This window comes from Legionella pneumophila subsp. fraseri (assembly GCF_000586315.1).
Classification (GTDB): domain Bacteria; phylum Pseudomonadota; class Gammaproteobacteria; order Legionellales; family Legionellaceae; genus Legionella; species Legionella pneumophila_B.
Genome location: NZ_JFIM01000001.1, coordinates 90,591 through 106,057, shown reverse-complemented (window position 1 = coordinate 106,057; position 15,467 = coordinate 90,591). Strand labels below are relative to the sequence as shown.

The window sequence follows — 15,467 nt, the reverse complement described above, 5'->3', positions numbered from 1 at the left end:
AGTTGCGGCATACTGTAGGATTAGCCCGCATGAGAAAGTAATTCGATAAATATTTGGCTGAGATAATCAATTCCAGCTTGTACCTATTCAAATAATTTCAGTAATATTTCAGCAGGATGAGAAGCATTTAACCCGGTTAATCGTTTGACTTGTGCTCGACATGAATAGCCATCTACTAAAGTATTGGCTAAACCAGTACTCGCTTCAAAATAATTCTTCCACGATAAAGCAAACAAACCATGGGAATTGGATTGATGGATTGCCTCATGTCCATAGGCTCCAGCCATACCACAACATCCTGTTTTTTCAGCACTTAGAGCCAATCCAAAAAATTCAAAGACTTTCTGCCACTGCACTAAAGCTTCGCTGCAATTTGCTTGCTCTGTACAATGACTTAACAACAGATACTGATTAGGTATTTCATCGGTTTTTATTGGTAACTCCTTGATTTTTTCGATAGCAAGTATTTCAGAGAGCCATTCTTGAATTAACAGGATTTTACTATTGTAGTTTTCGTGCAAATATTCAGAATATTCATATCGATAGATTAATACCATGGCAGGATCAAGTCCTACCATGGTCAATCCATGATCTGATATCTTTTGAAGCATCAAAGCATTTTTTCTGGCAATTTTTGTAAATGAGCCAAGCATTCCATTGGCATGCAGAGTTTTACCATTTTCAAACCAGGGTAATACATAAACATGGAACCCCAGTTTTTTTATTAACTGACATGTTTTAATCACAAGTTCAGCCTCATAAAAACTGGTCACCCAGTCTTGTATATAAATTACAGTTTTCTCTGGAGCAGGCAAATTCTTTAAATCCAGCCATGGAATATCATTTGCTTTTAAGAGTGATTTAAGATTCGGACTACTAAACAAGGGAAGATCAACCAACCCAGCGTATTTATACAAAAAATACTTCACTAATTTATTTGAGAGACAGAAATTAGTTAATTTTGGAAACAGGCTTTGAAAATAACCAACGCGTTCACTGTAAGCAATAAGATAATCTTTTATTGAGCGAGAATAGCGCATGTGATAGGTTTGCAAAAATTTTGCTTTAAACGAAGGAACATGGGCATTGTGAACGGCATGATTGACATCCCAGGCATCCTTCTAATGCGGTATAAACGTCATGGGAAAAATCATATTGACCGTGATTCTTTTTGTAAGTATTTATTTGCTTTTTCAACGGCCATGATAATTCACGCTCTCCTTTCAAGACACTTAATTGTCTTAGCCATTCCCTAACCAAACTGGCTCTTCCTTTCGGAGAATGAATTCTATCCCTGGTTATTTTGTAAGAAGGACACATCACATCCTGAAATTTATAATCAAAACAAGCTCCATTTCCATTACAGTTTAAGGGTAATTGATAAGAATCTCTGTGCTGGTAATTAATTTGATTATCCACAGCCGCTCTGGTCTTTTCTGAACGGATGCTGGCAAGTGAATCATGGCTACTTAAAGGAATAGCAATTTTCCCAGGATTTAATTGATTGAAAGGATCACAGCTGGATTTAATTTTCCTGAGTTCATTGTAGAGTTCCTCTCCAAAAAACATAGGCACAAATTCACTTCGAAATCCTTTACCATGTTCGCCCCACAATACACCACCGTATTTATGGGCAAGTTGCGCTACTTTTTCTATTATTGCGTAATAGATTTCCCTATCTTTCGCATCCATCAGATTAAATTCAGGGCGAACGTGTAAACAACCTACGTCAATATGACCAAACATCCCGTAACTAACCCCATGAGAATCAAGTAAGGCACGAAATTCCTTGACGTAGTCAGCCAAACACTCAGGAGGAACCACAGTATCTTCAACCCCTGATATGGGCTTTCTTGCACCCTTTACTTTACCTAAAAGTCCTACACTGCGTTTTCTAAGCTCCCAAAGATTGATAATATCCTCATGATTAGTGATAAAGTGAAAATCAGTACCTTTTAAAGTGTTCTTCAATAATTGCGCATGTTGTGATAACACTTTTTTATCGTTTGCCACAAACTCAATTAAATTGATTGCATCGATTGGGGCGTTGCTTCCAGAGCACAGAAAAGATTTCAGAGAGTGATAAATAATATCTGTCTTGGCCAGATTTAAAATCGTTCCATCCATTGTTTCAATGGCTTCTGGCTCAAATGCCACCAAATGCTTTGCATGTTCAAGAGCGTCGCTAAATGAAGGATACAAAACAACAAACAGACATTTGTATTTGGGTATATTCGTTAATTTTAATTTGATTTTAGTGACATAGGCTAAAGTGCCTTCAGAACCAGCCAGAATGTAATTGGCATTGAATCGCTTTCCATCATCCGAATAAATTTTCGCCAAATTATAGCCAGTGACAAACCGATGCAATTTAGGTAATTGCCTGTCAATCGCCCCTCGATGTTCCTGGGCAGTCTTATCCAATTGCTTATAAAACTGCCCTACCTGCCCTGGTAATTTTTTCATATTATCAAGAAGACTGATATCTATCTCTTCACTGGTATGGACTTCTCCTCCAAGATATACTGCTGTCAACGCAAGTACGTGTTGACTGGTTTTTCCATATAATCTTGAGCCTTTGCCGCTGGCATCTGTATTGACCATACCTCCAATGGTAGCGCGATTACTCGGAGATAAAGAAGGCGCAAAGAATTTGTTATAAGGTTTCAGGTATTCATTTAATTGATCAAGAACTACTCCAGGCTCGACCAAAACCCAGTCTTCATCCGGATTTATCTCCACAATATGATTCATGAAACGAGAACAATCGATAATTATTCCAGCATTTAATGATTGGCCATTAGTCCCGGTGCCGCCACCCCTGGGTGTGAAAGTTAAATCACGAAATTGTTCATTGCTGGCTAATTTAAAAATATGAGATACATCATTTTCAGTTTTAGGAAAAATGATGGCTTCAGGAAGAATTTGATAAACACTATTATCTGTCGATAAAACAATTCGGCTACTTAAAGCTTCGTCAATCTCACCATGAAACCCAGGTATTTTTTCAAGTTGCTGCAAAAATAACCTGATTTTTTTGGATGTTGCAGTGGAGGAAGTTAAACGCGGGATCATCATTTTGCCTGGCTTTTCCTCCATTAATCTTCTCATTATAGACTACCAGATAATTAGGACTAAATCATAAAGACGACGATCATCCAATCAGAAAAAATAGTCTTTTTAGTCTAAATTAAAGAAGTACAGATACCTTTTTAAAGGACTAAAACAATATGAGCAAAATAATAGACGATTCTCTGACTGAAGAACAAAAATACATGGTTCAAGTATGGGAAAATCATACACATTATGAATTTGATACTAAAAATGTTGAAGATACTATGCGAACCATGGAAGACAATCCTTATGTCAATAACATACCGACCATGGCAGGAGGATTTGGAAAACAAGAAGTAAGAAAATTTTACAGCCAATTTTTTATACCCCAAAAACCTGAAGATACTGAAGTTGAATTGATTTCGAGAACAGTAGGTACAAATCAAATTGTAGATGAACTCATTATTAAATTTACTCATAATATCAGGATGGATTGGATATTAAGTGGCGTTGAACCTACTGGAAAACGGGTAGAAATTCCTCAAATTGCAATTGTCAGATTTCATAATAGAAAAATCATAAGTGAACATATTTATTGGGATCAGGCATCCGTTCTTGTACAAATTGGCTTACTCAATTCAGATAAATTACCTATTCATGGAGTAGAAGCCACCAATAAGATAAGGGAACTGAAATCACAATGCCTGATTAAGTAAGAAAAAAGCCCTTACTTCTGACTATAATTATTGTTAAAGGATATAGGGACCATTATGATAAAAGATTATCTTATAGAAAGCATGAATCAGGATGAAGTGAATCTGGCTATCACCTGGGCTGCCCGAGAAGGATGGAATCCAGGAATTCATGATACGGTATGCTTTTATCAAACTGATCCTCATGGTTTTTTTGCAGGTAAACTGAATGGAAAAACGATAGCCATTGGTTCTGCTGTTATCTATGATGAATTTTTTGCTTTTTGCGGTTTCTATATTGTTGATAAACCCTATAGGAATCAAGGTTATGGCTTGGAATTAACTAAAGCCAGATTAGCCTATATTGGAAACAGGAATGCAGGCATTGATGGTGTGATTAACATGCTGGACAAATATGCTCGCATTGGTTATCAATTAGCACATAATAACGCCAGATATTGTCTTAATAAGATAATAAGACCAGTATCATCTGACCCCCATATTGTTCCATTGAATCAAATTGACTTTTCGCAGTTATCACTCTATGACCGATTACATTTTCCAGCACCTCGTCCGCAATTTTTAAAATGTTGGATAAATCAGCCGCAAAGCTTGGCTCTGGCTTATTTGATTGATGGTCAAATTAATGGTTATGGTGTTATCAGAACCTGTCAAAAAGGATTTAAAATTGGACCATTATTTGCGGATAATCCCGCAATTGCAAGTCAGCTTTTCACTAATTTAGTCCAATATGCTAAGGGACAACTGGTATTCCTGGATATTCCAGAGAATAATCCTTTAGCAATTGAACTGGTCCGTCAATATCAGATGGAAAAGGTGTTCGCTACAGCACGTATGTATTTAAAGGGAGAACCTCTGCTGAAAAAAGAAAATATTTATGGAATCACCACTTTTGAATTAGGATAACCCCATGACCCGAGATCTTACTGGATATGGGCCAGAACAAATTAATTTAACCTGGCCAAATAAGGCTAAAATCGCGATTAATTTTGTTATTAATTACGAAGAAGGAGCAGAGTTAACTCCACTGAACGGGGACACTAAGGCCGAATTTTATGGGAGTGATTTTCCCTTCAGTCCTAAAGGGGATGCAGAAAGGAGTTATAGTATCGAATCTTTTTATGAATACGGAAGTCGAGTCGGAATTTGGCGTTTAATCCGTCTTTTTGATAAACATTCCATCCCGTTAACTTTTTTCGTAACAGGTTATGCCTTAATATTCAATCCTGAATTCTCCAGCTACCTTGCAAGTCATAATCATGAAGTTGCTGGGCATGGATGGCGATGGATAGATTATTCGAAAGAAAGTAAGGCAACGGAAAAAAAACACATCTCTCGCTGTATTGATGCCTTGCAGGAACTCACTGGACAAAGACCATTGGGCTGGTACACTGGACGAAGAAGCCCATTTACCCGCGATCTGCTAATTCAAATTGGTGGCTTCGTTTATGATTCAGATAGTTATGCCGATGAGCTCCCCTATTTCATTAACAAGCATCTTGTAATCCCTTATTCATTAGACTGTAATGATTTTCGTTTCACAATTTCTCCCGGGTTTGTCACGGCGCAGGATTTCTATCAACGCCTGAAAAACACTTTTGATTATCTTTATCAAGAAAATCGACTGTCTATCATGACTATTGGTTTGCACCCGCGATTAAGCGGCAAACCCGATCGTTGTCATGCTCTTAATGAGTTTCTAATCTATATTTCACAGTTTCAAAATATATGGATAGCAAAGAGAATAGATATTGCTCTGTATTGGTTAACCAAACACACCTAGATTTAACAGCACTTATTCTCTGATTTTATTAATTTCTGTACTGTTTCCTCAAAAGAGCTTAAAATCCATATCCCAGAATTTTTATAATTCCACCCTATTATAACTTACAGATCGCTGATATGAGTCACTTGCTGGATTTATCCATTCTTAAAAAAAACCGCGACTTTACCTTGCTTTATTTGGGTCAATTTATTTCATTCATAGGCACAATGATTACCAGTGTAGCCCTGCCCTATCAAATTTATCATTTGACTGAATCAACAATGATGGTGGGATTACTCAGCTTAATACAGCTGCTGCCTCTTCTGATTACCGCTTTGCTTGGTGGGGTTTTTGCTGATCGATATAACCGACGCGGATTACTGATCATTAGTGAATTATTACTTGCTGTCGGTTGTCTTTTTCTGGCATTCAACTCCAAATTGGCTAATCCAAGTGTGAGCTTAATCTTTATAATAGCCTCACTAATGTCTGCAATTACTGGTTTGCATAGACCGGCTTTTGACAGCGTTATACAACAAATCGTGAAACCTGAGGATTATAAGAAAGTAGGCGCGCTTGGCAGTTTCAAATTCAGTTTTTGTATGATTATTGGACCAGCTGCTGCCGGACTGATTATTGCGCAATATGGTATTGTAATAACCTATATCATTGATTTATTAACCTTTATCATTTCACTTCTCAATCTGAGCCTGATGCACACCATACCCAAGCCTATAGTCAAAGAACACCCCTCCATTATAGTTTCTTTGAAAGAGGGTATAGGCTTTGCTTTTAATAGACAAGAACTGATGGGTAGTTATTTCGTTGATTTCTTTGCGATGGTTTTTGCTATGCCAAACGCATTGTTGCCTGCTATCGCTCAACAATTTGGAGGGGCTAAAACATTAGGACTGCTTTATGCTGCACCAGCAATAGGGTCGCTGATTATTTCTTTTGTTAGTGGCTGGACCGCAAAAATTACTCATGATGGAAAAGCCATTGCTATTGCTGCCGCTTTATGGGGAGCAGCCATTATTGGATTTGGACTCACCACTTCTTTGTGGTTATCTCTCTTTTTTCTTGCTCTTGCGGGAGCATTTGATGCCATTAGCGGTATTTTCAGAAGCAGCTTATGGAATCATACTATTCCTCAAGAATTGAGAGGTCGCCTGTCTGGAATTGAAATGATTAGTTATTTAAGTGGCCCAAGATTGGGTGATACCCGCGCAGGCTTTGCTGCAGCAGTTTTGGGGATACCTGCTGCATTAATATCTGGCGGTATTTTATGTATTATAGGAGTAAGTATCTGCTGCTATACTATGCCTAAGTTTTGGAATTATCAGTCAAAGTAATGTATCCCATTCCTAATCCCCAATAATAGAGGCTTTTTTATGTTGTTGCTTGGTAGTCTCATCCAAACTGGCCGCTTCCGTTAATGCGGCTACATTTTCCTTGGTAAAAAATCCATCAAAATTGTGACATCTCTCAACGTATTCCGTGATTAATATGGAATAAACAGAATGCTTGGAGAAAATTTGCTTTAAATCAGGCGAATCCTCGCAAGCGCCAAATACTTTAGCTAAAAATTCAATATTTAATTGATCTCGGAGAGTTTCAACAACAAAATCAATGTTCTTTTTACCAGAAGAGTGATCACCGTCTTTTACTTCATAAGCGATGTGGTGCATTCTTCTGCCGTAATTACGCACAAAGGTCTCAGTGGGCATAGGTAGATTTTCAAAGGAATTCACCATAAACGGGGTGTTATTAGCAGTAAACACTTTTGCCGGCGACTTGATGTCATGTCCATGTGGATTTCTATTTACATTCGTAGAAGAGTTCATATCATAGATATTATAGGCACCCCAAAAATAATATTTGGATAAGCATAAAAACTCTAAAATGGCATCCTCACGCTCACCAGCCAGGATTCGGGTAGCCATGTGGTCAATGCCTTTAATCAAATCCTTGATCCCATTATCGCGGCTTTCCTGATCTTTTGCATCCAGCATTGCTTCTTGTTCTTTGGTTAAATAAAACCGTTGGCCCAACTCCAGGCAGTCAAAATCATAAATATTATCATCCGTATACCCAACACAGTTGTAGGTAAAATCCGATAACCTGGTAAAATGAATGTGTTTATTGCAATAGAACTTGTTCTCAGTCATATCCGGATTATGAAAATTAAAATCATGGGAAACTAATATATTACGCGTCTCATCCTTATCCTTGCATTTATAAATCTCACCCACATACCGAGCATTGAATTTGGCTCTTGAATTGGGATACATTTTATTTAATCTTGTAATATCGTCTTTAAAATTAGGATCCAGAGGCTCAAGCACCAAAAAAGCGGGTGAATTTTTGGTATTGAGCAAACAATAAATTTTATGCGTGTCGCTAATATAACTTCGAGAATATCGATAAGGTGTCATTGAATACAATTCTTTAATATATGGAATAGCATCCCCAGTTTGCACTTGAACAACGACCCCACACATATCGCCATATAAATCCTCAAGTCCGGATGATAAACGTCTTTCATAAATCTTTGTTTTATATTCATTAAAATAATCTGAATTGACTTTATCCCCTTTGGGATGGTATTCAATTGGATTAATCATCATGCTCTCCCCAAATTGCTTCCCAATACATAATATTTTAAGTATATACCTAGCCATGAATTTTTATTTAAATTAATAATTTCATAACAAAAAGCGGGTATAATGATTCGTTTTGATTCCTTGCCTATTTTCTAATGGAAGCTTTAATTGTATCAATTGGTGTTATTACTCTTGCAGAAATTGGCGATAAAACACAATTACTCGCATTTCTTCTGGCAGCACAGTTTAAAAAGCCATTGCCAATTATTCTGGGGATATTGGCTGCTACTTTGATAAATCATTCTTTAGCCGGACTTATCGGGATCTGGATTACCACTTTATTAAAACCGGATGTTCTTCGTTGGATACTTGGCATATCGTTTATCCTGATGGCCATATGGACTCTGATACCAGATGAAATTGAACAAGATGAGAAAAAAATATCCAAATACCTTGGTGTTTTTGGAGCAACGTTTATCACTTTCTTCTTGTCAGAAACAGGAGATAAAACGCAAATTGCAACGATTGCTTTGACGGCGCATTATGGCTCTCCAATCCTGGTCATAACAGGCTCAACTCTTGGAATGTTGCTCGCTGATTTACCAGCTGTTTATTTTGGAAATTTATTTTCCCATAAAATTCCTATGAAAATAATTCATGCTGTAGCAGCATGCGCTTTTTTAATTATTGGACTTATTACTATTTTATTTTGACAGACCAAGCAGGATTTCTATTTAACATAAGTATTTAACCAGTTGGTGTATCTTTTTAATCTGTCTATGATAAAGCTTGGCTTCTCCAAAGTATGATATTCGTTGGGGTAAATAACTAACTGTGTTGGCACATCAAGTGATTTCAAAGCCTGGTATAATTGTTCTGACCCAACACAAGGAACATTAAAATCCAAACCACTGCACAAAAATAATGTAGGTGTTTTTATATTATTCGCTTTAAGAAAAGGGTAGCTTAATTTTAGATACAATTCAGGATTGGTCCAGGGCTTTCCTAATTCCAACTCGTATTCCGGAGTGTACTGATCGACACCATAACCAGATAAAATATTTGCCGCTCCAGCACCGGATATAGCAGCCTTGAAACGATGATCTGTGGCTATGACATAATTGGTTAACATTCCTCCGTAGCTCCACCCTCCTATACCCAAGCGATTTGGATCAACCATTCCCTTCCCTATGACATAATCAACAAAAGCCAATATGTCTTTTACGTCCAAATTGCCCCAATCCGCAAAGATTGCTTTGGCATAATTAAAGCCTCGCCCTGAACTGCCTCTTGGATTAGGAGCAATAACAGCATAATTATTAGCTGCCAGCCACTGCATATCAAAGTTAAATTCATGGCTAAATTGATACACTGGCCCGCCATGCAGATAGACAAAACCAGGGAATAAAATACCTGGTTGGTATCCAGCTGGCTTCATGAATAATCCATCTACTCTTGTCCCATCAAAACTGGTAGACTCTATGTCTTCTGCGGATTGAAATTGAACTTCGTCCAAAAACTTTTTATTGTGTTGAGTTAAAGGGATTAATCCAGAATTCAAAATAAATAATTCAGCAGGATGTGTATCATCAGTTGTTAACAATACAATCTTTCCTTTAGCTAGCGAATAATCCATGTCATAGCGCAAGCCACTAGTCAATTGTTTTACCTGGCCGGAATGAATGTCTATGCGATTCAAATAGGTGTTTCTGCTTTCTTCTATTAATGCATAAATAAATTTGCCATCTTGAGACCATTTTGGCTTGTAATACCAATTATCCCGAGGTGCAATGATTTTCTCATCTTTAGTATTGATATCAATAATTGCCAATTGATTGGGCGAGTAATAGGTCCATTGATGTTCATTACTGCGAAGATAAGCTATTTTTGAACTATCCGGGCTCCATGAAAGGTTTGAATCATAATCAGGATTCATATCACTACCGGGGAAATGAGTGAGTTGCTGCTCTTTTGCCCCAGACTTGGGTTCGATCAAATAAATATCATAATTAAAATGCCTATCCGGATCTTTTCCACGCTTTGTGACAAACGCGATGTATTTTCCATCAGGTGACCAGGCCGGTAAATATTCATCATGATTTCCATCAGTCAGTTGAGTAGTAGCCTTACTCTTAAGTTCAACCAAATATAAATGATCTCTCCCCTTACCAAGATAACCGACACCATCAACCTTAAATTGATATCTATCTACAACTATGGGTTGTTCTTCTTCATTAGATGGATCACTCTTCTGAGCTACAAATGCAATCCTGTTAGAATCTGGGGACCATGTAAAATCGCTCACTTCGCCATCAATATAAGTTAATTGATGTTCTTTATTATCCTGGACAGATGCTATCCAAATTTGTGTCGTACCCTCTTTTCCGCCATCGGATAAATAAGCTAACCATTTACCATTAGGACTCCATTTGGGTAGCGAGCTTGATGAATCTTCTGCAAAGGTGATTCGTTGACTGGATTTACTATCCACTGATACTTTCCATACCTCAGTCGTGGAAATGTTATCTTTGGCATTTAATTGGGATACGGTATAGGCCACCCATTTTCCATCTGGTGACAAGTCTGGTTCGCTGATATCTTGTATGCGATAAAGATCATCAAGCTCTGGTAAGCGCTTCCCAGCCCATCCGTCAAGATTAATGATAAGACAAATAATTAGACCTATACATGCCCCCTTCATGACAATCATCCTTATTATTCTGAAAAATCAGAGATTTATAGTGTCTTAAAAAGTATAGAATAAATTTGTTATATATGATTTTTCCTGCAATCCAGCGAATAAATTTTGAGTGGAATAAGTACAGTCTGGTGCTATTGGTTTAGAGTCATAGCTGAAATTTTTCAGAAATACAAATCCTCGTCTGTTCAACGAGGATCATAAAATGGTTTTAATTAATTTCTGGTACACTTCTTACAGCTTGCTTCTGTAATGGCCTTCATTCAACCAAGAAATGATATAAAGATTGATAGTTTGGCTCTATGATTGAATAATGTTGTTTTCTGTCTAAAAGAATTTTAAGTTGTTTCGGGACAGGAATTTCTTTTTTCAATAGAGGTTCTAATACCTCCTCAAATTTGGCTGGGTGTGCTGGTGCCACAATAACCCAAGGTTTGTCCTGATTGATTGCGCTTAGTCGATGATAAGCTGTTGCAGTATGAGGGCAAATTATATAATGATATTCATTGTAACAATTCATGATTGCTTGTTTAATTTGCTCATCATTCACAGACTCTGCATTCATCTGTTTTTTACATTCAGAATAACTATTAAATAAAATGAATAAACGCTCAAAATTGCTTGGCTCTCCTACATCCATCGCTGTTGCCAAAGTTTTAATAACCGATTTGGATTGATAAACTCCCGTTAACAAAAATTCACTCAGTGCACTATTGATATTGTTAGCTATTAAAATTTGATCAATCGGAAAACCCAGCATTTTTGCCCAATAACAAGCCGTAACATTACCCAGGTTTCCGCCTGGAACTATAAAATTAACAGAATGATTATGTCTTAATGCCAGTTGAATGCTGGTAAAAGCATAGAAAATAATCTGTGGTAATAATCTGGCAATATTCATGCTATTGGCTGTAGTCAATATTCCTTTATGTTCTCTTTTGGCAAATACCAGCTTCACCAGCTGTTGACATTGATCAAAACTGCCATTAACAGCCAATGCACGAATATTCTCTCCCCAACAAGTAATTTGAGATTGTTGTCTGAAAGTAAGTTTATCTTTGGGAAATAAAATGATTCCTTCCAGATCTCTTTTCCCATGCAAAGCATGAGCAATCGCAGCGCCAGTATCACCAGATGTTGCGACCAGGACTTTGGCGCTCTTGTTTTCTATCAGATGCAATAAACATTCACTGAAAAATTGAGTTCCTAAATCTTTGAAAGACAGGGTTGGGCCATGAAACAACTCGAGTACATAACTTTTCTTAAAAAGATGATGTAGCGGAAAGGAGAAGGTGAGGAATTTTTGAAAAAAAGCATTATTTACATCAATTTTACTATCTGAAAAAAATGGCGAGAGTAAATGAGCAGAAAAGTCGATTAAATTACCGTATTCATAAAATTTTTTTATTGTTAAATCGGGGAACCTGTCAGGTACAAATAACCCGCCATCCCCTGCCAGGCCTGACAGTATTGCTTCGTCTATTGTGGAGACACATTGTCCTCTCGTACTCTTTATTCTAATTTTCATCTGCAGCCTTTGCACCTTCTGATGAAATATTGGTGAAAGCCATGTTTGAGTTAATCTAATTTAAAACATAATTGAAGTTTAGCTTGTTTTTTAGCGATTGGCGTAGGGTTACATCAGGAAAAACGCCAGTTCAAACCCAATTTGAATTGTTCCAAAATTGGATGTTTAGCGATTCTGGTCGTTTGATACCTATGATTGTTAGAGTCCTTACCTTGTGAATCAAAGATAAAATCTTGCAAACGGTTCCAATCCCATTCTACACGGCAACGCCAATTTTTGGTTAACTCCAACTCCAAGCCTGTGCCTAATTGGACTCCATTATTTTTTTGAGTATTTGAAAATCTTCCGCTAAATGAGCCAATAGGCCCACTCTGAGTAATACTTCCGCTTAAATTGATATCACTGATAATCCAGCCTACCCGCCCATAGATAATTCCCACAGAAGGCAAATAAATACCAGGGTGTATAGCTAGACCAGACTGCCATTTTTGTTTAAATGAACCCTTTAATATTCTTGAGTAAAGTTCGTTAGAATCAAAAAAATAGATTTTTCCTTCATTGGAACTGCGGTTAAAAAAACCTTCTAAACCAATATAATAATGTGCCCGGAAAAATTTTTCATAGCCTAAATAAATTTCTCCTCCAAGTCCCGATCCATGCCAGTCAAAATGATCAAAGTCAGTAAAATTGAGCTCTTGGCTGGTTTCATTCCTTTTAAAATTGTAATGAGCTGTGTCTCTAATCACTGAAAATCCAAAATACGTATGGGATCTTAGAAAAAGATTTAGTGGTGTTTTTTCAGCCGCTAAAACAAATAAAGGAGTAAAACTGAAAAGTAAAAACAACAAGATTGATTGAACAGAAAAACCTAAATACACGAATAATTCCTTTTACTAAGTCAAAAAACATCCATTATCTTCTATGACACGTATCTATTTTGCATCAACGATAAAAATACTAATTGTACTTATCCTATGGACAAAACTCTATATTTTTGTGAAAAAACCTGGCCAATCCATGATGCCAGGTAGTTCCTTAAAATTTGAAATAATTAAAATTATTTAACATACCTCTACATATTATTGCTTAGATGTTGGCCTTGAAATTATTTTTTCCGTGTAGCGCTTATTTTAAAGCGAACAATTACTTCATCTTGTATTTCATCAGTACTCGCCCATTCACCTTGACCTACTCCAAACGTACTGCGCTTGATTGTTGTACTGCCTTCAACTAAAGCTTGATCATTGGAAACTTGCTCCACAACAAATTTTAGAGTAACCGGGGCTGATTTATCTCGAACAGTTAGAGTCCCTTCTGCCTCATAAGTTTTATCATCCAATTGATTAAATTTCGTTGCTTTAAACTCTGCGTTAGGAAATACTTTGACATTAAACCAGTCAGGGGAGGCTAACGTTGTCACGATGTCCTCAAAAGGCGCTGCAATCGAGTTCATATCAATAGTAAGATGAATTGATCCTGCTTTGTAGTTAGAAGGGTCTGCGAAAATTTGACCAGTAAATGTCTTAAATCGTCCTGTAACCGGGGCACCATTTTGAGTGCCAGTAAAAGTAATCTCACTTTGTGCTGGTATAATTTCCCATTCCGGTAGATTACCAGCATGAATAAATGTGCTCATAAAAAATATCAATACCCAAAAAGGGCATTTAAAATAGATATTCACTATAACATTCTCCGTAATATATCATCCTTGTTAATAAAATGATGTTTTAATGCCGCCGCAGTATGCAGGATTATGGCTGCAATTAAAGCATATCCCAACCATTCATGAATCCATTGAAATAAAATTCTGTTACTTTCATCTGGAGACACAAGGTTAGGCAATACAAATAATCCAAAAAAAGAAGCGGGTAATCCAGCGGCTGAGGTGATTAGCCATCCACTGATGGGCATAGCAAACATGAAAAAATAAAATGCCCAATGCATACTGCGAGCCGCAATTTTCTCTAACAGGGGAATAGCCAATTCCGGTAATTGATTAGTCAAACGCCAAATCAATCTAAAAAAAGCTAAAAACAACACGAGAAATCCATACTCCTTATGCCAGCCATATAATTTTAATTTCTCAAGACTAATAGGGATTCTCACCATATACAAACCAACTCCCAATAGTCCAATAATTAAAACAGCCATAATCCAATGGAAAAAAATCGTAACCAGGCCAAATTTGGTTGAAGTATTCCTTATCTGCATAGATTATCCATATTTTTTATCGAGATAGGCTTCTGCTTCTATTCCTATTTCAACATCATCCCCTACTTCTGGTATTAAAGCTTTTATTCCATAATCAGAGCGTTTTAATGAAGTGGTGGCGCTAAACCCAACTGTTTCTCTGTCATTTAATAAATTAATTCCTGCTTTATTGAATACCACGTCCAATATGATAGGCTTTGTAACGCCGTGTAAGGTAAGCATTCCATACACTTTTGCTTTATGTTTGCCTGTTATCTCCACCTTATCACTAACAAAGGTTGCTGTAGGAAACTGTTTAGTATCAAAGAACAATTTACCTTTCAAATGCTTATCAAGCTCAGGTATACCTGTAACGATGTCATCGATCTTGATAGTAACATTCACTTTGCTCTGCTGCGGGTTATCCTTATCAAGGACAAGCTGGCCATTGGCATACCATTTTCCAGCTTGAGTTGAAAAGCCTAAATGCTTTACCTTCCATAACACATAAGTATGTTGATTATCTAAAGTCAAGGTTTGTGGTTCTGCATAAATATCAGTAGAAAATGCAAAAACAGCCAATATTGCAAAAATAAAATGCCTGTAATTCCTTTTCATTTTCAATTCCTAAAATAGATTAAATTATGATTTACCTTTATCCAATGAGGCACCAACAATTTTGTCACAAATCCCTTTAGGCAATAAAATAAAAGCATCCTTTTGGTTATCTTTAGTAGAAGAGCCGGCGCAATCAGAGGTCGCTGTTGAACAATCATTCATGCCCTTTTTAACTATGCCATAGCATTTCTCAGTACTTGAATCCTCAGCCATCGCAGTATTCGACGCAATAAGAATTAAAAAGGCACTAACAGTGGATTGTATCAATTTCTCCTTCAATGACATGGATAATCTCCTT

General features: G+C 36.9%; 15 protein-coding genes. 5 read left to right on the top strand and 10 right to left on the bottom strand.

What is annotated here, in order from left to right:
* Nucleotides 1-83: 83 nt before the first annotated feature.
* Both CC34_RS1000000117270 and CC34_RS01000000116055 read right to left on the bottom strand, forming a co-directional pair.
* Nucleotides 84-1,055 carry a (Fe-S)-binding protein gene (locus tag CC34_RS1000000117270; protein WP_231957843.1) on the bottom strand — a complete coding sequence of 324 codons (972 nt, stop codon included), beginning with the start codon at nt 1,053-1,055 and terminating at the stop codon, nt 84-86.
* Nucleotides 1,056-1,065: 10 nt separating this feature from the next.
* Nucleotides 1,066-3,111 (bottom strand): FAD-binding and (Fe-S)-binding domain-containing protein, encoded by a 2,046-nt coding sequence (locus CC34_RS01000000116055; protein WP_231957842.1) that lies wholly within the window; start codon nt 3,109-3,111, stop codon nt 1,066-1,068.
* A 119-nt stretch (nt 3,112-3,230) separates the two neighbouring features.
* Between CC34_RS01000000116055 and CC34_RS01000000116050 the strand changes: the two genes are divergently transcribed.
* From CC34_RS01000000116050 to CC34_RS0100405, 4 genes are all read left to right on the top strand, one after another.
* Nucleotides 3,231-3,770, top strand: a complete 540-nt coding sequence (locus tag CC34_RS01000000116050) for an ester cyclase (protein WP_050598179.1) — start codon at nt 3,231-3,233, stop codon at nt 3,768-3,770.
* 54 nt (nt 3,771-3,824) lie between these two features.
* Nucleotides 3,825-4,673 (top strand): GNAT family N-acetyltransferase, encoded by an 849-nt coding sequence (locus tag CC34_RS0100415; RefSeq protein WP_028379052.1) that lies wholly within the window; start codon nt 3,825-3,827, stop codon nt 4,671-4,673.
* Between the two features lie 4 nt (nt 4,674-4,677).
* On the top strand, nt 4,678-5,550 hold the full coding sequence (locus CC34_RS0100410; RefSeq protein WP_027227131.1) for a polysaccharide deacetylase family protein: 873 nt from the start codon (nt 4,678-4,680) through the stop codon (nt 5,548-5,550).
* A gap of 119 nt (nt 5,551-5,669) precedes the next feature.
* A complete protein-coding gene (locus CC34_RS0100405) occupies nt 5,670-6,884 on the top strand; it encodes an MFS transporter (protein WP_028379051.1) in 1,215 nt (404 codons plus the stop codon).
* Between the two features lie 12 nt (nt 6,885-6,896).
* On the opposite strand, the gene CC34_RS0100400 is transcribed toward CC34_RS0100405, so the two are convergent.
* Complete coding sequence (locus tag CC34_RS0100400; RefSeq protein ID WP_027227133.1) at nt 6,897-8,156, bottom strand: lpg1639 family Dot/Icm T4SS effector; 1,260 nt, start codon at nt 8,154-8,156, stop codon at nt 6,897-6,899.
* Between the two features lie 134 nt (nt 8,157-8,290).
* On the opposite strand from CC34_RS0100400, the gene CC34_RS0100395 reads away from it, so the two are divergent.
* Entirely contained in the window at nt 8,291-8,848 is a 558-nt protein-coding gene (locus CC34_RS0100395; protein ID WP_027227134.1) for a TMEM165/GDT1 family protein, read from the top strand.
* Nucleotides 8,849-8,865: 17 nt separating this feature from the next.
* Here the strand turns inward: CC34_RS0100395 and CC34_RS0100390 are convergent, their stop codons facing one another.
* From CC34_RS0100390 to CC34_RS0100360, 7 genes are all read right to left on the bottom strand, one after another.
* Nucleotides 8,866-10,836, bottom strand: a complete 1,971-nt coding sequence (locus tag CC34_RS0100390; protein ID WP_027227135.1) for a S9 family peptidase — start codon at nt 10,834-10,836, stop codon at nt 8,866-8,868.
* Between the two features lie 256 nt (nt 10,837-11,092).
* Complete coding sequence (thrC, locus tag CC34_RS0100385; RefSeq protein WP_027227136.1) at nt 11,093-12,361, bottom strand: threonine synthase; 1,269 nt, start codon at nt 12,359-12,361, stop codon at nt 11,093-11,095.
* Between the two features lie 113 nt (nt 12,362-12,474).
* Nucleotides 12,475-13,239 (bottom strand): outer membrane protein, encoded by a 765-nt coding sequence (locus CC34_RS0100380; RefSeq protein ID WP_027227137.1) that lies wholly within the window; start codon nt 13,237-13,239, stop codon nt 12,475-12,477.
* A gap of 227 nt (nt 13,240-13,466) precedes the next feature.
* Nucleotides 13,467-13,997 (bottom strand): YceI family protein, encoded by a 531-nt coding sequence (locus tag CC34_RS0100375; RefSeq protein ID WP_229309720.1) that lies wholly within the window; start codon nt 13,995-13,997, stop codon nt 13,467-13,469.
* A 44-nt stretch (nt 13,998-14,041) separates the two neighbouring features.
* Nucleotides 14,042-14,572, bottom strand: coding sequence for a cytochrome b (locus tag CC34_RS0100370; protein ID WP_028379050.1), 531 nt, complete (start codon nt 14,570-14,572; stop codon nt 14,042-14,044).
* A 3-nt stretch (nt 14,573-14,575) separates the two neighbouring features.
* Nucleotides 14,576-15,169, bottom strand: coding sequence for a YceI family protein (locus CC34_RS0100365; protein WP_027227140.1), 594 nt, complete (start codon nt 15,167-15,169; stop codon nt 14,576-14,578).
* A gap of 24 nt (nt 15,170-15,193) precedes the next feature.
* Entirely contained in the window at nt 15,194-15,454 is a 261-nt protein-coding gene (locus tag CC34_RS0100360; RefSeq protein WP_027227141.1) for a BufA1 family periplasmic bufferin-type metallophore, read from the bottom strand.
* Between the last annotated feature and the right edge of the window lie 13 nt (nt 15,455-15,467).